Raw genomic sequence first — 15,816 nt, forward strand, 5'->3', positions numbered from 1 at the left:
GAAATATATTTGGGTTCAAATGCCCTGATCATGAAACAAATACCGATAAAAACCATCGCCCTCATTGCTGTAACAGTCTTGCTTTTGTCCTGTGAAAAAAATGTGGTGGAAGAAACCCAAATTGATGAAAATATCACCCTACTCACCCAATCAAAAGGTGTAAAACTCGGTTATTCCAAATCTTCCGGAGTCAATATTCTTGAAAAAAACGGATTGAAATTCAAGGACCTGAATAAGAACGGAGAACTTGACAAATACGAAGACTGGAGACTTTCCTTTGAGGAAAGAGCAACAGACTTGGCCTCCAAGTTGTCGGTTGAACAAATAGCGGGATTGATGCTCTACAGTTCCCATCAGGCGATTCCAGCCGCTCCCGCAGGATTTGGCGCGGGGACGTATGAGGGCAAACCATTTCCTGAGAGCGGTATGCCTTCTTCCTCGCTTTCAGACCAACAAAAGAAGTTTTTGACAGAAGACAATCTCAGGCATGTCCTGATCACCAGGGTAGAAAGCCCCGAAGTAGCTGCCCAATGGAACAACAATGCCCAAGCTTACGTCGAAGGTTTGGGTCTAGGGATTCCGACCAATAACAGTTCAGACCCAAGACATAGCCCAATCGCAAGTACTGAATACAATGCAGGCGCAGGAGGAAATATCTCCATGTGGCCGGAAGCGCTTGGATTGGCGGCAACTTTTGATCCTGCTTTGGTGCAAAGGTTTGGAGAAGTAGCTTCAATAGAATACCGAGCATTGGGAGTGACGACTGCCCTTTCTCCACAGATTGATTTGGGAACCGAACCTAGGTGGAACAGACTGAAAGGTACTTTTGGAGAAGATTCAAGACTTTCCGCTGATATGGCAAGAGGATATGTGGATGGGTTTCAAACCTCTGCACCTGAATTTGAAATCTCGAATGGGTGGGGTTTTCAAAGCGTCAATGCTATGGTCAAACACTGGCCAAGTGGCGGACCTGAAGAAGGCGGAAGGGATGGACATTTCGCTTATGGAAAGTTTGCTGTGTATCCTGGGAACAACTTCGAAGAGCATTTGGTACCCTTCACAGAAGGAGCATTTAAGTTGAGCGGAAAAACCAAGTCTGCCTCAGCGGTCATGCCCTACTACACCATTTCTTATGGGCAGGATAGTAAAAATGGAGAAAATGTAGCCAATGCCTACAGCGAATACCTCATCACCGATTTGTTGAGAGGAAAATATGGGTATGAAGGTGTGGTTTGTACCGATTGGGGAGTGACGGGCAATGAAAGAGACAATGTGGAAGTGTTCGCTGGGAAACCTTGGGGCATGGAAACTGCCAGCATCGCGGAGAGACATTACCGGGTCATCATGGCAGGTGCAGATCAGTTTGGCGGCAACAATGACATCAAACCTGTCTTGGAAGCCTACCAATTGGGTGTAAAAGAACACGGAGAAGAATGGATGAGGGCAAGATTTGAAAAGTCAGCGGTGAGGTTATTGAGGAATATTTTCCAAGCAGGCTTATTTGAAAATCCTTACCTCGAAATCGCCCATACCAAGGAAACGGTCGGAAATTCGGCATATATGGAAGAAGGGTTTCAGGCGCAAGTCAAGTCAATCGTGATGTTGAAGAATAAAGAAAACGTTCTCCCTCTTGCCAAAAACAGCAAGGTTTACATCCCTAAGAAATTTATCCCTTCTACTACCAATTGGTTTGGAGTCAAAACTGAAGAAAAATGGGTAGATGCCATCAATCTAGAAATTGCCAAGAAATACTTTCAGGTTACCGAAAATCCCAACGAAGCTGATTTTGCTTTGGTCTTTATCAGCAATCCTGAATCAGGCACCGGCTATGACCCTGCTGACAGGATGAGTGGAGGCAATGGATATGTTCCCATCAGTCTCCAATATGGCACCTACACGGCAGCTACTGCGCGGGAACAAAGCATTGCGGCAGGAGATCCTGTGCTTGCGCCTCAGGTTACCAACAGGTCTTATAAAAACAAAACCATCACAGCTTCCAACCTGAAAGACCTTCAAAACATCATGGATACTAAAAAAGCCATGAATGGAAAACCGGTGGTAACGATCATTTCGGTCTCCAATCCTATGGTTTTTTCAGAATTTGAAAAAGAAGTTCAGGGTATCGTCCTGCATTTCAATGTTCAGGATCAGGCTATTTTGGATATTTTATCCGGCACCGCAGAACCAAGCGGATTATTACCCGTGCAAATGCCTGCCAATATGGAAACTGTAGAAAGCCAATTTGAAGATGTCGCCCATGATATGGATTGTCATGTGGATGAGGCAGGCAATACCTATGATTTCGCTTTTGGGTTAAATTGGAAAGGGGTAATCAAAGACTCGCGAACAGAAAAGTATCAGAAAAAATAAATAGCCCTAAGGACAGAAATCAAGAACCACAGTCAAAAGTCTCATAGTCTTCTTTGAAAACTGACTTTAATCTACCCTCTCCATCTCGGTAGGTGATGGTCCCTGTTCTTGTATTCTGCCTGATGTCTTGACTCATTTCGATGGTTGTTCCATCTTTCAGAAGGACAGTACAGGTTTCTGAGATTTCTTCGATATCGGATATACAACTTCCCAATCCCAAGATCAGGATGGATGCAAAAAAGATTTTTTTCATGGGTGATGATTTTGCGATAAAAATCAAAATTACAATTTTGTAGCAAAATGCAAGAGGGATTGGATTATTCTTTATAGAATCATTTTTGAGGGTAAAGAGGTAAAAGAAAAAAGGCCGATTTTGTCGGCCCTTTTATCGTAATCTATTCACATACTTTCAATTAACTCATATCATGGCATCAATGCCGCCACTCCAGGCAATACCTTGCCTTCCATGTGCTCTAACAATGCACCGCCACCGGTAGACACATAGGATACCTTCTCTCCAAAACCGAATTTGTTAACAGCCGCGGCAGAGTCACCTCCTCCGATAAGGGAAAATGCTCCTGCTTCAGTAGCATCAGCGATAGCTTGGGCCACCGACACAGTCCCATGAAGGAAGCTGCTCATTTCAAAAACACCCATTGGGCCGTTCCAAAGAATGGTTTTAGAGTTTTTGATGACCTCACCAAACAATTTTCTTGTCTCGGGTCCGATATCCAATCCCATCCAATTGTCAGGAATTTCTCCGGCTTTGGCCAAACCCTGCTCCGCATCATTGGCAAAAGCCTTTGAAGTAACAGTATCCAATGGAAGAATGATCTTCACTCCTTTTAGTTCTGCTTTTTTCATCAGCTCCAGCACATAATCCAACTTGTCAGGTTCACAAAGAGAATCTCCGATTTTACCTCCTTTTGCTTTAGAAAATGTATAGGACATACCGCCTCCGATGATGAGGTTATCCACTTTATCCAATAACTTTTCGATGATCAGAATCTTATCAGAAATCTTTGCACCGCCCATGATGGCAGTATAAGGTCTCTCGGGATTTTCAAGGACTTTATCAGAATTGTTAAGTTCTGAAATCATCAGGTAACCGGCTGCTTTGGTATTGAAAAATTTGGCAATCACAGCCGTAGATGCATGCGCACGGTGGGCGGTACCAAAAGCATCGTTGACATACACATCACCCAATTTGGAAAGCTTCTCTGCAAAAGCTTCGTCTCCTTTTTCCTCTTCTTTGTAAAACCTGAGGTTTTCAAGCAAAAGCACTTCTCCAGGTTTCAATCCTGAGGCTAGATTTTTGGCTTCTTCTCCAATACAATCGGGCGCAAATTTTACAGAATGCCCCAGCAATTTTTGAAGGTTGTTGATGACATGTTTCAAAGAATATTTCTCCACAGGCCCATCTTTTGGCCTTCCGAGGTGGGACATCAGAATCACTGAACCGCCGTCTTTCAATATTTTCTCGATCGTGGGTATGGCAGCGCTGATGCGAGTATCGTCTGATACATTTTGGTGCTCATCCAAAGGGACATTGAAATCTACTCTGACAAGGGCTTTTTTACCCTTAAAATCAATATTGTCCACACTTTTGATTCTGTTGTTCATGATTATTGTTGTTTAAAAGGTTTGAAGATGTAAGGAAGTGGGAAGTTTGGAAGTGGGAAGTTGGATTTTAGTTTTGACTTTTCATTTCATAAAGAAATTTCAATTCTGATATTGGAAACTGATCACTGCCACTAATCACCTTTGACTGAATACTGACCACTGAAAAACTGCCTACTGTACAGCTGCTCTCCGAAGTCTGTCATTGATCGCCCTACCCAATCCCTCCTCGGGGAAAAGTTCTGCTAAAATTACGGAAACATCCATGGTATCCAAAGTCCGCATGGCTGCAAATAGATTTTTTGCCGCCTCATTCAAATCACCTCTTTGGCTCAATTGGATTTGTATTGCTTGGTCAAGGAATGGAAATTTTTGATGGAAAGACAAAACTGCGAAAGGAATTCCTTTTGTGGAATATTCCGAGATAAGTTCTTCTAATTTACCGAGAATAAATGGTTTTGTTGGAGAATAATGGCTCTTGAGCATTCCGGGAGATTTGGGATTTGAGCTCGAATGTGTCATCACTTTTACTTCACCCACCACCTCACGGATTGCATTCAGTTCCAATCCTCCCAAACGGTAAATGGTCACCTCTCCTTCTTCCATGCCCACTATCGTACTTTCCAATCCTACTTCACTGCTCCCCCCATCAAGGATATACGCGATTTTGTCTCCCAATTGGTCATTGACATGGCTTGCTTTGGTAGGACTGATGTAGCCAAATGGATTGGCGCTCGGTGCTGCCAAAGGGAAATCCAATTCTGACAGCAATTTATTGGTCAGTGGATGACTCGGTACCCTCACTGCCACAGTATCCAAACCGCTCGTAACCAAGTCCGGTACTATTCCTTTTTTTGGCAAAAGTAAAGTCAATGGCCCGGGCCAAAATTTTGAAGCAAGTAGGTCCAAGGGAAAAGGGATTTGTGTAACAAACTCATGCACACGCTCCACGGAAGAAGTATGCAAGATCAGAGGATCAAAATCAGGTCGGTTTTTGGTGGCAAAAATCAGCGCAACCGCATCGGGATTGAGGGCATTGCCGGCCAATCCATAAACCGTTTCGGTTGGGATTCCGACCAATTGACCTTGTTGGAGCAAAGTTTTTGCTTCCGATATGTCCTTACCGATTATGGCCATTATTCTTTACAAAAATCGTCTATCCAAGTTTTTGCCTCCCCATATCCAAGGCTCAAGGCAAGTTTGAGATTGGCACAACCGTCTTCTTTCTGACCGAATGCACTCATCTGAGTCACACCCAAAAGGTAATAAGCCGCTCCGTTTTGCTTATCAAGGTTGACAGTATTGATCAGGGAGTTGATTGCTGACACAGGGTCATTGTTGCCAAGCTGTGCTTTAGCTTTATTGAATTGCGCCAAGGCATTGTTTGGATCGGCCTGAAGCGACACATCAAAATCGAAGATGGCATCTTCATATTGTTCCAAAGCCAACAAAGCAAGCCCTCTGTTATAGTAAATGTCGTTTTGTTTTGTATCGAGACCATTGGCGGTATTGTAATCCAAAAGTGCCTCTTTGTATGATTTTTTCTCCAAATGGGCATTGCCTCTGTTGAAGTAAGGTTTGTAGGAAGTAGAATCCACGGCTATGGAAGCCGAAAAAGAGGTAATGGCCTCATCATATTTCTTTTGCTGAAAAAGTGCAACACCCTTGGCATTTAGCGCAGCTGTATTCGACGGATTTTTTTCGATGGTCCTGTCAAAGAACTCAATGGCTTTGTCGTACTGCTCGGTTTCCATCATTTTGATTCCCTCATCAAAGAGCTCTTGCTCGGAAGGACTACAGGACCAAAATGTGATAATGGCCATCAGCCACAGGAGATTTTTTTTCACGGTTGTTTAATTTTGGGCAAAGATAAAGAATTATGCCTCTTTGGAAGATTCTCCCAACAATTTTGCAGCATAGTCTTTGGGCACCTGTACCGGACGCATGGTTTTCATATCCACAAAAACCATGGTAGTAGATGATTGGGCAAAGATTTTATCTTCTCCGCTTTTTGACTTACCCATCAATACTTGTTCCAAGACAAAGGAAGTATTCCCGATTTTTGTACACCTCACAAAAGCTTCAGGTTTGTCGTCAGCATGGATTGGAATCCTAAAATCGATGTTGATATTGGCCACGACGGTGCCAGTTGTAAAAATATCCCATTCACACACCCGAAATAAAAATTCTGCCCTTGCATGCTCAAAGTAATTGAAATAGACGCCATTGTTGACATGCATATAACCATCGATATCCGAAAAACGGACTTGGATCGGGATTGAAAAAGAAAAAGAGGACAGTACATCCTCTGGTTTATATTTATCCATGGCGTTGATTCTTTGATGGATCACATCAAAATTTCTGATTTGGAGGTTTTTTCCAACATCCTCAATATCGATGGATTGGGACCAACCATATCCTCCACTGCATCAAACTGTATCCAGGCAAGGTCTTTACTTTCCGCTGAAATCTGCAAAGGCTCATTCATTTCAGCCTCAAACAAAAAACGCACATCATAATGAAAATGCTCAGGAACATCGCCTCTCTGAGGAATCGTATGCCTGTCGATGTCAAAAATCCTTGAATCCACGATCCTCAATGAGGTCAATCCGCTTTCTTCCTGCGCTTCTGCCATGGCCACTTCTAGCAGGTTTTCATGTCCATCGGCATGGCCTCCGAGCTGTAGCCATTTGTTCAGTTTACGGTGCAAAGTCAACAAAGTATGCGTTCTTCTCTTATTGACAATCCATGCCGAACCTGTAAAATGTCCCTCCCGCCTTTCTCTGACGTAAGCATTGTCATCGAAAGTCAGTTCAATGAAATCATCCACGAATGAGGATTCATCTTCAAAGGGTGTTCTATAATTTTCAAGGTTTTCTCTAAGTGATTTTCGGTCCATACTAAGGGTAGATTTGAAATAAATCGTCGATAAACTGATCAAAGGGCTTGGCGTCTTGATACAAATGGTCTGAATAGACCGTGACCAAAACCTTTAGGAAGCTGGGTTTATCGTTGATATTGACCTTTTCGATGCTCACATTGCCAAACATCTGGTCAATTTTTTGGGAAAAATCAGTGCTACTCAGGGGTGGCTTGAAATACTGTTTTTCAGTAGTCCTGACATATTCCTGGATTTCTTCCATTTTTCTGTCCAGACTTACACGATGATATCCCAAATCTAACATTCGTCTGCCAAAAGCAAAGAAAAGATGAGAAAAAGTTTTTTCGTCCAAAGGGCTTTCAAAAGTCACGGCAAATCCATTGGCGTATGGAGAATTGAGGATATGGACTTCGGGCGAACCGGTAATTCCTGATTTTTTGAAATGGTAATTCTTATTGATAAGCTTCAGGATTGCTATCCCATCCTCTGATTCCATCCAGTTGGCGACCATGTCCTTTTCCTCTTCGGATTGGGAAAAATTCTCTTTCAGGTTCATGGGTGTTGATTTTTTAGGAAATAACTTTCCCAAAACATCATCAATAAAAGAGGCCATCAATGTTTGATTTTGTAGGTTCCATTTGGTTCTGTGATGATCAAGCCCTCTTCCTCGAGCTCTCTCAAAATCCTGACTGTAAATGAATCGTTCTTCAGGCCGGGGATTTCATGGACTTGATGAAGGGAAAACAAGGTACCGGCACTTAAGGTTTGAATAATCTTTTTCCTGACTCTTTCCGATTCGGTGTCATGGTGTTTTCGGTTTTCCAGACAGACATCACAAATCCCGCAAAAATCATCTCCCTCTTCCCCAAAATAAGAGGATATCTGATTGGCCCGACAAAGGGAAACATTCTTGATATAACTAACCATCGATTTGGCTTTGGAGATTGCATTTTGCCTCCTTTCCTCAATTCTTTTGGCATTAAGTGGAAGCTTGCCCGCATCAAACCTCGCTGTCAGAAAAGTAATTTGGGGTTTGTCCTTTCTGGGATGATAAGCCAAAATCCCCACCTGATCCAAATATTCAAGTTGTTTGATCAGGTCGGACTCTTCCATGTTAGCATTTTTGGACACTTTGGATTCTTGGATTTTGAGGTATTCGACAAAAAGCTCCCCTCCATAGGTTCGCATTAAGACTTTGATCAATGGGTCCAATTTGGCATTGGCGATCTGAAATTCGTAGAGTTTGCTTTGGTCTACTAAAAAGTGGATTGTCGAAGGCGAGTAAAAACCTTCATTCAACTCCAAAAAACCTTCTTCTTGCAGGACCTTCAAGGCATTGTATGCCGTCAGCAAATCAAGCCCGTAAGTCGACGTAAAGGAAGACATGTCAAAATCGTAACTGACCATAAATCCGCTTCCCACCGCAATCCGGTATTGGTTAGCCAGACTTTGGTAAACCTTTTTCAGGAAATCAATCGGAGGATAAGCCATCGCGGCACGTTCTTCCAAGACCATCATATCCTGCTGATTCGTGAGTAAAACCCCATAAGCTTTGTGTTCATCCCGACCTGCACGGCCCGCTTCCTGATAGTAGTTTTCTAGGTTTTCGGGAAGGTCCATGTGGATGACAGACCTCACATCCGGCTTGTCGATACCCATCCCAAAAGCATTAGTGGCGACGATGACCCTGATTTGGTTTTTCTTCCATTCATTTTGCCGCTTGTCTCTCGTCTCGTTGTCAAGGCCGGCATGGTAAAAACTCGCCGATATCCCCATCTGATTGAGCACATTGGCGATATCCTTAGTACCCTTCCGGTTTCTGACATAAACTATGGACGAACCGGGTATTTTATTCAAAATATCAATTGCTTTCTCCAGCTTGTTTTCCACCAATCGGACCGAATAGCTCAGGTTTTTGCGGGAAAAAGAACGGACAAAAACAGAAGGTTTTTTGAGCTCTAGCTTCTCGAGGATATCTGCCTTTACTTTCAAAGTAGCGGAAGCAGTCAGGGCGAGGCAAGGAACATTCGGGTGAAATTCACGGATCAGCGCAATCTCCAAATAAGGCGGTCTGAAATCGTATCCCCATTGGGAAATGCAATGCGCTTCATCGACAGCGATCAGGTTAACCTTCATTTTTTTGAAGCGCTCAATAAATATCTCGGTTTTGAGTCGCTCCGGGGAAACGTACAGGAATTTGTAATTACCGTAAATGCAGTTGTCCAAGATGGTGTCAATCTCTCTTTTGCCCATTCCCGAATAAATCGCTGCAGCCAAAACCCCTTTTTTCCGGAGATTATCCACCTGATCTTTCATCAAGGCAATCAGCGGGCTTACCACCACACATATTCCGTCCATCGTCAAAGCCGGAACCTGAAAACAAATTGATTTTCCGCCACCTGTGGGCAAAAGTGCTAGTGTATCCTTTCCTTCCAAAACAGAAAGCACGATCTCCAACTGAACAGGACGGAAGTCACTGTATCCAAAAACCGTACTCAGAATATGGAAAGCCTTTTCTCTCAATTTACCATTTGATTTGCTCTTTGTTCAAAAATGCGGTGACGCCTTTTTGGCAATCTTCTGTTCCTCTTGCTTTGGCATTCATCGAAGCAGCGTATTCTAAAGCATCTTCCAAAGTCCTTTCCTGCACCCTTCCGATCATTTCTTTGGTCATTGACATGGCTTCACCAGAGTTTTGCTCGATTAGTTTTTGGGCAAATCCGTAGACTTTCTCCTCCAGCTCGGCGGCTTCGACCACCCTATTGATCAGTCCCATGGATTGGGCATAAGTGGCAGAGATCAAGTCTCCTTCCAACAGTAGTTGCTTGGCTTTTCCTTCCCCAATTTTCCGAAGGAGAAAAACCATGACAATCGCGGGGATAAAGCCGATTTTGACTTCAGTATAACCAAATTTTGCTTCCGAAACGGCAAAAGAAAAATCGCAGATACTTGCCAAGCCACATCCACCGGCCAAGGCATGTCCCTGAATCTGCGCGATAATGACTTTCGGAAAAGTATAGATTTTGTGAAAAAGATCTTTGAGTCCCCTGCTGTCCATCAGGTTCTCTTCAAAAGTATTGTTTTGCATAGCATGAAGTGCTGCTAAGTCAGCGCCTGAGCAAAAGACTTTTCCTTCAGCCTTGATTACAATCACTTTGACGGAATCATCCCTTTCAAAATCAGTCAATGCTGCATCAAGATAAGCGATCATCTCGCCGTTGAGTGCATTTCTTTTTTCGGGTCTGTTGAGGATGATATAACCTATCCGATCTTTTATAAGGGTAATTATGGGTTTGTCCATGGCGGTCGGAAATTGGTAAACATGAATAAAATCGATTATTGAAAGATAACCGACTGCTTTTGCTCTTCCAAGGTTAGGGAGAGTTTAATGTTATTTTATGTGGATAAGCGTCCAAGAAAATGGAATCTGTTTTGGGGATCGATTCCCATTTTTTTTCATCCCATCTATAAACTGAATAATCCCTCTCTTGCGGTATGCGACAAACATTTTTCTGAATAACCAGATTTTGATGTAGACCAAGAAGTGGAATTTCAAGTCCATATTGGGTTTCAAAAGCCACCATTGGAATTCGGGATTTGGAGGAGGATGAATTTCTGTTTGGGTTCACTTTGTAGCTGATATCCTGCTCTGAAGCTTGGTCAAACCAAAAAAGAGTTTCTCCATTTTGGTAATCAATAGCAAATCCCTTTCCGGCAGCGTATAAAGTGATTTCCTTTTTTTCATTTGAAATAAAATCAAAAACTGCCCGGGAAATCCCAACTATACCCAACATCACCAGCAAGGAATAGGCTAATTTTTTGCCCGGATATAGCCAAAGCAAAATGACTACTGCCAAGATCAACCAATAAACCCAAATGAAAACTTCTGAAAAATAAATATCAGAAATCCTCGATCCCGGCAGTTCCTGAAACCAAAAAATCAGCGTGTTGACCACCAAGATTATCTTTTCGGCAATCCAAGCCAACGCGAGAGAGACATAGGGAACTTTGACCAAAACCATAAATGGAACTCCAAAAGCCATCATCAAAAACGCTCCGGGAATAGCTATGAGATTGGCGATTGCAAAATAGGTTGGGAACACATGAAAATAATAAGCAGAGATGGGAAAAGTGGCTAATTGGGCAGCAAAACTCACAGTGGTAATCTGCCAGATATAATTCACAATCCTATTAGTCGGACTCCAAGGGCGAACCAACAATGGCTGAATGACCAAAATCCCCGTAAGCGCCAGGTAAGAAAGTTGAAATCCAACAGCATAGATCAGAAAGGGATCATACAAAAGTAAAATCACAGCAGACAAGGCAATGGCGTTGAAGATAGAAGGGTTTCGGGATTTCATTTGTGCCAAAGCCATCAGCGAAAACATGGTCGCAGCCCGCATAACTGAAGGCGACATTCCTGTAAGCAGCGCATATCCCCAAATCAATAAAATAATCAAGCTGAGATAAATGACCCTTTTTCTGACTTTGAGCCGATAAGGTTTGACAAACAAAAAGAAAAACCCATAAACAATGCCAACATGCAATCCCGAAACAGCCAAAATATGCATTGCCCCTGCGGTTACATAGGCGTCTGAAATCTCTTTATCCATATCCTTTTTTTGTCCCAAAAGGATAGCTTTTGCTACCTGATTTGCTTCCCTGTTATGGAAAAGGCTGTCCATTCCGGCAAGGATATCCGTTCTAATTTCGATAAAAAATGATTCAATCGGATTTTCCCGAAGGCTTCCCAAGATTTCAATACGATCTCCAATGAAATGTTGGTGGGAGATTTGTTGATTGAGCATGAAATTGCGGTAATCAAATTCAAAAGGATTGGTTGGACCCTGAATTTTTTGTGGGCTTCCCGATATCAGCAACAAATCTCCGGAAGAAAGTCCCCGCTCTGACCGATGATATATCAAGACCTCTCCTTCTATTTCTTCCCAAAATGTCCCATCAAACACCTTTTTGACCTTTACCCTATTTGCAATGGAATTGGGCTTTGGTTCATCATGGCTGATGACCGTTGCAAGGTAGGCCTTGATTTCTTTGCAGGAATTCACCAAGTTGTCGGGATGGTTTCGGATGTCCTTTTGATAAGTGAAAAAATACCCTGCCACAATCAATTGGACATATCCCAAAATTGGAAGTATGATTCTGGATTTGTACCTGCCATGATGGTCATTGACAAAAACCAAAAAAAGGTAAATCAAACCGGAAGCGCCACCAACCCCAATCAAAGCCCAAAATCCTTTTTGGTACACAGGATAAAAAACTATCCCCAGAATGAAGAAAAGAGCATAACGCAAAAAAGGAAATTCCGAAAAACGCATGGCATATTGTTTCTTGGAATTTAAATACAAAAAAAGAAAAAGGAGCCATTTCAGACTCCTTGACACTCAATTTAAACGTTTAATATTTTTTAGAAACGGTAACCGACATTGAAACCTGCATTTAATTCTACTGCTGAGAAGCGATTTTGTACAACTTGGGAAAACTGTCTGTTGATGGATCCGAATGGACCAAAAGCAAAATTATTAAAATTCCATCTGTAACCTCCCAACAAACCGATCGCTCCACTGTTCATGTTGGTCACTGCCGTGGCGTTGTTAATAACTTCCGTAAAATTTCCAAAACGGTATTTTAAAAAAGGAGAAATATACATTTTCCCATTTTCATCCCCTGCAAAATAGAAGTTATAGGACGCCAGAATTGAGGTGGTTTCAAAATTCCTCCCATCTTTCTGCCCACTATAGCCAAACCTGTCATTCAAATGCAATTCAATTCCAAGTGATTGGTCGGATTTAAAAAAAGTCTCATAACCGATTTCAACAGAGCCCATCAAAATAGTATTTAGAAAGTTGAGTCTTATTTCTCCTTTTGGATTTTCAAGAGCTTGAGCAATAGAACCCGATTGCAAAATGATAAAACAGGTAAAAGCAAGTAATATTTTTTTCATGTTGATAAAATTGGTTTATGATAAAATTAATCCTTTCGCATATCACAAATATAGTTCCATTTTAAAATGTTTGATATTACACTCCTCAAACATGTCGCCAACTTTTTGAAATCCAAATTTTGCGTAGAGCGGCATGGCATCCAGTTGGGCGTGCAAGTAAAGTTTTTTGCTATTAGCATCCGGGTGCAACTTGATATCCTCCACTACAGCGTTGACCAAAGCAAAACCGACGCCTTTGCCACGCATGGGTTTTAATACGGCAAAACGTTCCAATTTGATTCCTTTTTCAGTAAATCGCCACCGTGCCGTTCCGGCCGGTTCATCACCCAATGTTACCAAAAAATGGATAGATATATCTTCAAATTCATCATACTCTTCTGCAGGATCTACTTCCTGCTCAATAACAAAAACCTTTTCCCGGATGGCAAAAACTAAATCAAGCTGCTCCTTCGTCAGTACTTTTCTTACGGAGATAAGATTCTCTCCTTTCATCTCTTTGGGCATCATCTTTTTCGTATGCTTCGATAATGGATTTGACTAATTTATGACGGATGACATCCTTCCCACTCAGACTGACAACGCCTATACCTTTGACATCCTTTAAGATATGTAAAGCTTCGGTTAGTCCTGATTTTTTCTTGGAAGGAAGATCAACTTGGCTCTGATCACCGGTTATGATTACCTTGGAATTGGGTCCCATCCTCGTCAGGAACATTTTGATCTGCTCACTTGTGGTATTTTGCGCCTCGTCCAACAAAACAAAGGCATCATGCAGCGTCCTTCCCCTCATGTAGGCTAAAGGGGCGATTTCGATAACTCTTGTTTCCTGATAATACTTTAGCTTTTCTGCAGGAACCATGTCTGCCAATGCATCATAGATCGGCCTTAAATAAGGATCGAGTTTTTCCTGCAAGTCTCCTGGAAGAAAACCCAGATTTTCGCCAGCCTCTACGGCAGGACGTGTGATGATGATTCTTTTGACTTCCCTGTTTTTAAGCGCCCTGACAGCCAAAGCAACAGCGATGTAAGTCTTACCTGTGCCCGCCGGACCCAAAGCAAAAACCAAATCATTTTTAAATGCCGATTCAACTAATTTGCGTTGGTTGGGAGATTTTGGCTTGACCACAAGGCCTTTGTTGCCATATAAGATGACATCATTTTTCTCATTTTCTTCAAAAGGCTGACCTTCCAAAGCAATGTATTCTTTTACATTATCAGGAGTCACGTGACCGAATCTGTGAAAATGCTGCAAGAGCATATTGATCACATCATTGATTCGGAGAATTTCCGGGGCACGGCCCTGAATGCGGATTTCGTTGCCTCTAGATACTATCTTACTTTCAGGAAAAGCATCAGCAATGCGACGAATGTTCTCATTTTCTGAGCCTAAAAAGTCCAGTAGCGGGATGTTTTCGAGAGTGATTATTTTTTCTACCAATCTAATTTCCTTGAATTGTGAAGTCTATAGAGGGTGTAAGCATAAAATTCCTAATTTTGTTCCCACCGCTTCAAAATTACAAAAATTTTAATAGACTTGCTTCCATGGCATTGATAACATTCACCTCAGATTTTGGAGACGCCGACTACTATGTCCCGGCGGTGAAGGCCAAAATGTTATCTTTCAATCCCCAATTGAACATCGTCGATATCACTCACAAAATCGACATTTACGACATAGCCCATGCAGCATTTGTCCTAAAAGCGATCTACAGAGATTTTCCAAAAGGGACCGTTCATCTAGTCGCTATGAACAGCACAAGTAACAGCACCGAAGGGTACATTGGGGTCAAGCTTGAGGAGCATATTTTCTTAGGTCCAAACAATGGGGTCCTCAGTCTGCTATCAGATTATGATCCGGGGATAGTGGTTCTTTTCTCCGAAGTGCATATTAAAGAGAGTACATTTCCGGTAAAAGACATCCTTGCACCCATCGCAGCCAAAGTCGCCTCAGGAGCTGCTATACATGATTTTGGAGGTCCGCTAATGCAGATCAAAAAGATGATCCCAAGGCAATTCAAAGCCACCAAAAAACAAATCATCGGCCATGTAATCCGAGTAGACAACTATGGTAACCTGATCACGAATATTCCAAAGGAAGTTTTTGACAAACTCAATCCTGGCAAATACAACGTGGAATTTGGTAGGGAAAAAATCAACAGACTCAACAAAACCTATGACAATGTGGATGCCGGTGACTGCTTTGCGTTTTTCAACAGCATCGAACTTCTGGAAATCGGTATCAATCATGGGCATGGCGCGGATTTGTTGGGTCTGAGACATGACAGCCCTGTTTTTATCAATTTTGAAGCAGAATAATATGCTAGTCAGGGTGGTGAGGATGACTTTCAGAGAAGAAGCAGTAGAATCGTTTCTGCAAAATTTTGAAGCCAACAAACAAAACATCCGGAATTTTCCCGGCTGCAGCCATCTTGAACTTTGGCAGGATGAAAACCACAAAAATATTTTTTTGACTTACAGCCATTGGCAAAGCGAAGAAGCCCTGAATCAATACCGTGATTCCGAGCTATTTAAAACTGTGTGGTCGTTTACCAAAACCCTTTTTGCAGAAAAACCGGTGGCATTCAGTTCCAAAAAAATCCAAGAGCTGTCCTGAAAGGTGTTGCAGGAAAAAAAATCTTTACTCATATTTGCATCCCGTTCAGGAAGGGACGGGAAAATGAATGAAATGCCCAGATGCGGTCCCGATAGCTATCGGGATGGTAGACGTACCTAACAACAGTCAGGTATGTTGGTTTCAAACACCAATGAGCAGTTATTTCAAAATTGAAATGCCCAGATGGCGGAATTGGTAGACGCGTTGGTCTCAAACACCAATGAGGTTACACTCGTGCCGGTTCGACTCCGGCTCTGGGTACATAGAAGCTCGCAGAAATGCGGGCTTTTTTTGTTTTATTAATTGTGAGGAATGGGTGGGTTTTGCTCAAATTATTTCAATCTATTTCGCAAAGCATATTTTTACCTT

16 protein-coding genes and 1 tRNA gene are annotated in these 15,816 nt (G+C 42.3%); 4 read left to right on the forward strand and 13 right to left on the reverse strand.

All coding sequences use genetic code 11. The features are described 5' to 3' along the window. Nucleotides 1-30 precede the first annotated feature (30 nt). Entirely contained in the window at nucleotides 31-2,370 is a 2,340-nt protein-coding gene (locus tag M3O96_RS19375) for a glycoside hydrolase family 3 protein (RefSeq protein WP_249723393.1), read from the forward strand. A gap of 19 nt (nucleotides 2,371-2,389) precedes the next feature. Here M3O96_RS19375 and M3O96_RS19380 read toward each other — a convergent pair whose 3' ends face one another. The 13 genes from M3O96_RS19380 to M3O96_RS19440 all read right to left on the reverse strand — a co-directional run bounded on the left by M3O96_RS19380 (nucleotide 2,390) and on the right by M3O96_RS19440 (nucleotide 14,271). After that, the gene (locus M3O96_RS19380) at nucleotides 2,390-2,623 is read right to left on the reverse strand and encodes a hypothetical protein (protein WP_249723395.1); all 234 of its coding nucleotides are present in this window, start codon (nucleotides 2,621-2,623) and stop codon (nucleotides 2,390-2,392) included. 170 nt (nucleotides 2,624-2,793) lie between these two features. Further along, nucleotides 2,794-3,993 carry a phosphoglycerate kinase gene (locus M3O96_RS19385; protein WP_249723397.1) on the reverse strand — a complete coding sequence of 400 codons (1,200 nt, stop codon included), beginning with the start codon at nucleotides 3,991-3,993 and terminating at the stop codon, nucleotides 2,794-2,796. Nucleotides 3,994-4,164: 171 nt separating this feature from the next. Continuing rightward, nucleotides 4,165-5,127 (reverse strand): L-threonylcarbamoyladenylate synthase, encoded by a 963-nt coding sequence (locus M3O96_RS19390; protein ID WP_249723408.1) that lies wholly within the window; start codon nucleotides 5,125-5,127, stop codon nucleotides 4,165-4,167. Continuing rightward, on the reverse strand, nucleotides 5,127-5,813 hold the full coding sequence (locus tag M3O96_RS19395) for a tetratricopeptide repeat protein (RefSeq protein ID WP_283774049.1): 687 nt from the start codon (nucleotides 5,811-5,813) through the stop codon (nucleotides 5,127-5,129). Before M3O96_RS19395 ends, M3O96_RS19390 begins: the two co-directional genes overlap by 1 nt. A 54-nt stretch (nucleotides 5,814-5,867) precedes the next feature. Continuing rightward, on the reverse strand, nucleotides 5,868-6,317 hold the full coding sequence (locus tag M3O96_RS19400; protein WP_249723412.1) for an acyl-CoA thioesterase: 450 nt from the start codon (nucleotides 6,315-6,317) through the stop codon (nucleotides 5,868-5,870). A gap of 20 nt (nucleotides 6,318-6,337) precedes the next feature. After that, a complete protein-coding gene (locus M3O96_RS19405; RefSeq protein ID WP_249723414.1) occupies nucleotides 6,338-6,889 on the reverse strand; it encodes an NUDIX hydrolase in 552 nt (183 codons plus the stop codon). Nucleotide 6,890: 1 nt separating this feature from the next. Then, on the reverse strand, nucleotides 6,891-7,484 hold the full coding sequence (locus M3O96_RS19410) for a hypothetical protein (protein ID WP_249723416.1): 594 nt from the start codon (nucleotides 7,482-7,484) through the stop codon (nucleotides 6,891-6,893). Further along, nucleotides 7,484-9,394, reverse strand: a complete 1,911-nt coding sequence (locus M3O96_RS19415) for a RecQ family ATP-dependent DNA helicase (RefSeq protein WP_249723417.1) — start codon at nucleotides 9,392-9,394, stop codon at nucleotides 7,484-7,486. Before M3O96_RS19415 ends, M3O96_RS19410 begins: the two co-directional genes overlap by 1 nt. Before the next feature lies 1 nt (nucleotide 9,395). Beyond that, the gene (locus M3O96_RS19420; RefSeq protein ID WP_249723419.1) at nucleotides 9,396-10,172 is read right to left on the reverse strand and encodes an enoyl-CoA hydratase/isomerase family protein; all 777 of its coding nucleotides are present in this window, start codon (nucleotides 10,170-10,172) and stop codon (nucleotides 9,396-9,398) included. 73 nt (nucleotides 10,173-10,245) lie between these two features. Continuing rightward, nucleotides 10,246-12,207: a ComEC/Rec2 family competence protein gene (locus M3O96_RS19425; protein ID WP_249723421.1), complete on the reverse strand. Its 1,962-nt coding sequence runs from the start codon at nucleotides 12,205-12,207 to the stop codon at nucleotides 10,246-10,248. Between the two features lie 89 nt (nucleotides 12,208-12,296). After that, nucleotides 12,297-12,833: a DUF3575 domain-containing protein gene (locus M3O96_RS19430; RefSeq protein ID WP_249723423.1), complete on the reverse strand. Its 537-nt coding sequence runs from the start codon at nucleotides 12,831-12,833 to the stop codon at nucleotides 12,297-12,299. A 42-nt stretch (nucleotides 12,834-12,875) separates the two neighbouring features. Continuing rightward, on the reverse strand, nucleotides 12,876-13,325 hold the full coding sequence (locus M3O96_RS19435; RefSeq protein ID WP_249723427.1) for a GNAT family N-acetyltransferase: 450 nt from the start codon (nucleotides 13,323-13,325) through the stop codon (nucleotides 12,876-12,878). Then, nucleotides 13,270-14,271: a PhoH family protein gene (locus M3O96_RS19440; RefSeq protein ID WP_249723437.1), complete on the reverse strand. Its 1,002-nt coding sequence runs from the start codon at nucleotides 14,269-14,271 to the stop codon at nucleotides 13,270-13,272. The genes M3O96_RS19435 and M3O96_RS19440 overlap by 56 nt, the downstream gene beginning before the upstream one ends. A gap of 104 nt (nucleotides 14,272-14,375) precedes the next feature. Between M3O96_RS19440 and M3O96_RS19445 the strand changes: the two genes are divergently transcribed. The 3 genes from M3O96_RS19445 to M3O96_RS19455 all read left to right on the forward strand — a co-directional run bounded on the left by M3O96_RS19445 (nucleotide 14,376) and on the right by M3O96_RS19455 (nucleotide 15,708). Continuing rightward, nucleotides 14,376-15,149: an SAM hydrolase/SAM-dependent halogenase family protein gene (locus M3O96_RS19445; RefSeq protein WP_249723439.1), complete on the forward strand. Its 774-nt coding sequence runs from the start codon at nucleotides 14,376-14,378 to the stop codon at nucleotides 15,147-15,149. 1 nt (nucleotide 15,150) lies between these two features. Further along, nucleotides 15,151-15,447: a putative quinol monooxygenase gene (locus tag M3O96_RS19450; protein ID WP_249723441.1), complete on the forward strand. Its 297-nt coding sequence runs from the start codon at nucleotides 15,151-15,153 to the stop codon at nucleotides 15,445-15,447. Nucleotides 15,448-15,624: 177 nt separating this feature from the next. Next, a tRNA-Leu gene (locus M3O96_RS19455) sits at nucleotides 15,625-15,708 on the forward strand. The last annotated feature ends 108 nt before the right edge of the window (nucleotides 15,709-15,816 follow it).

The sequence above is a fragment of the Aquiflexum sp. TKW24L genome (genome assembly GCF_023502205.1).
In the GTDB taxonomy this organism is placed as follows: domain Bacteria; phylum Bacteroidota; class Bacteroidia; order Cytophagales; family Cyclobacteriaceae; genus Cognataquiflexum.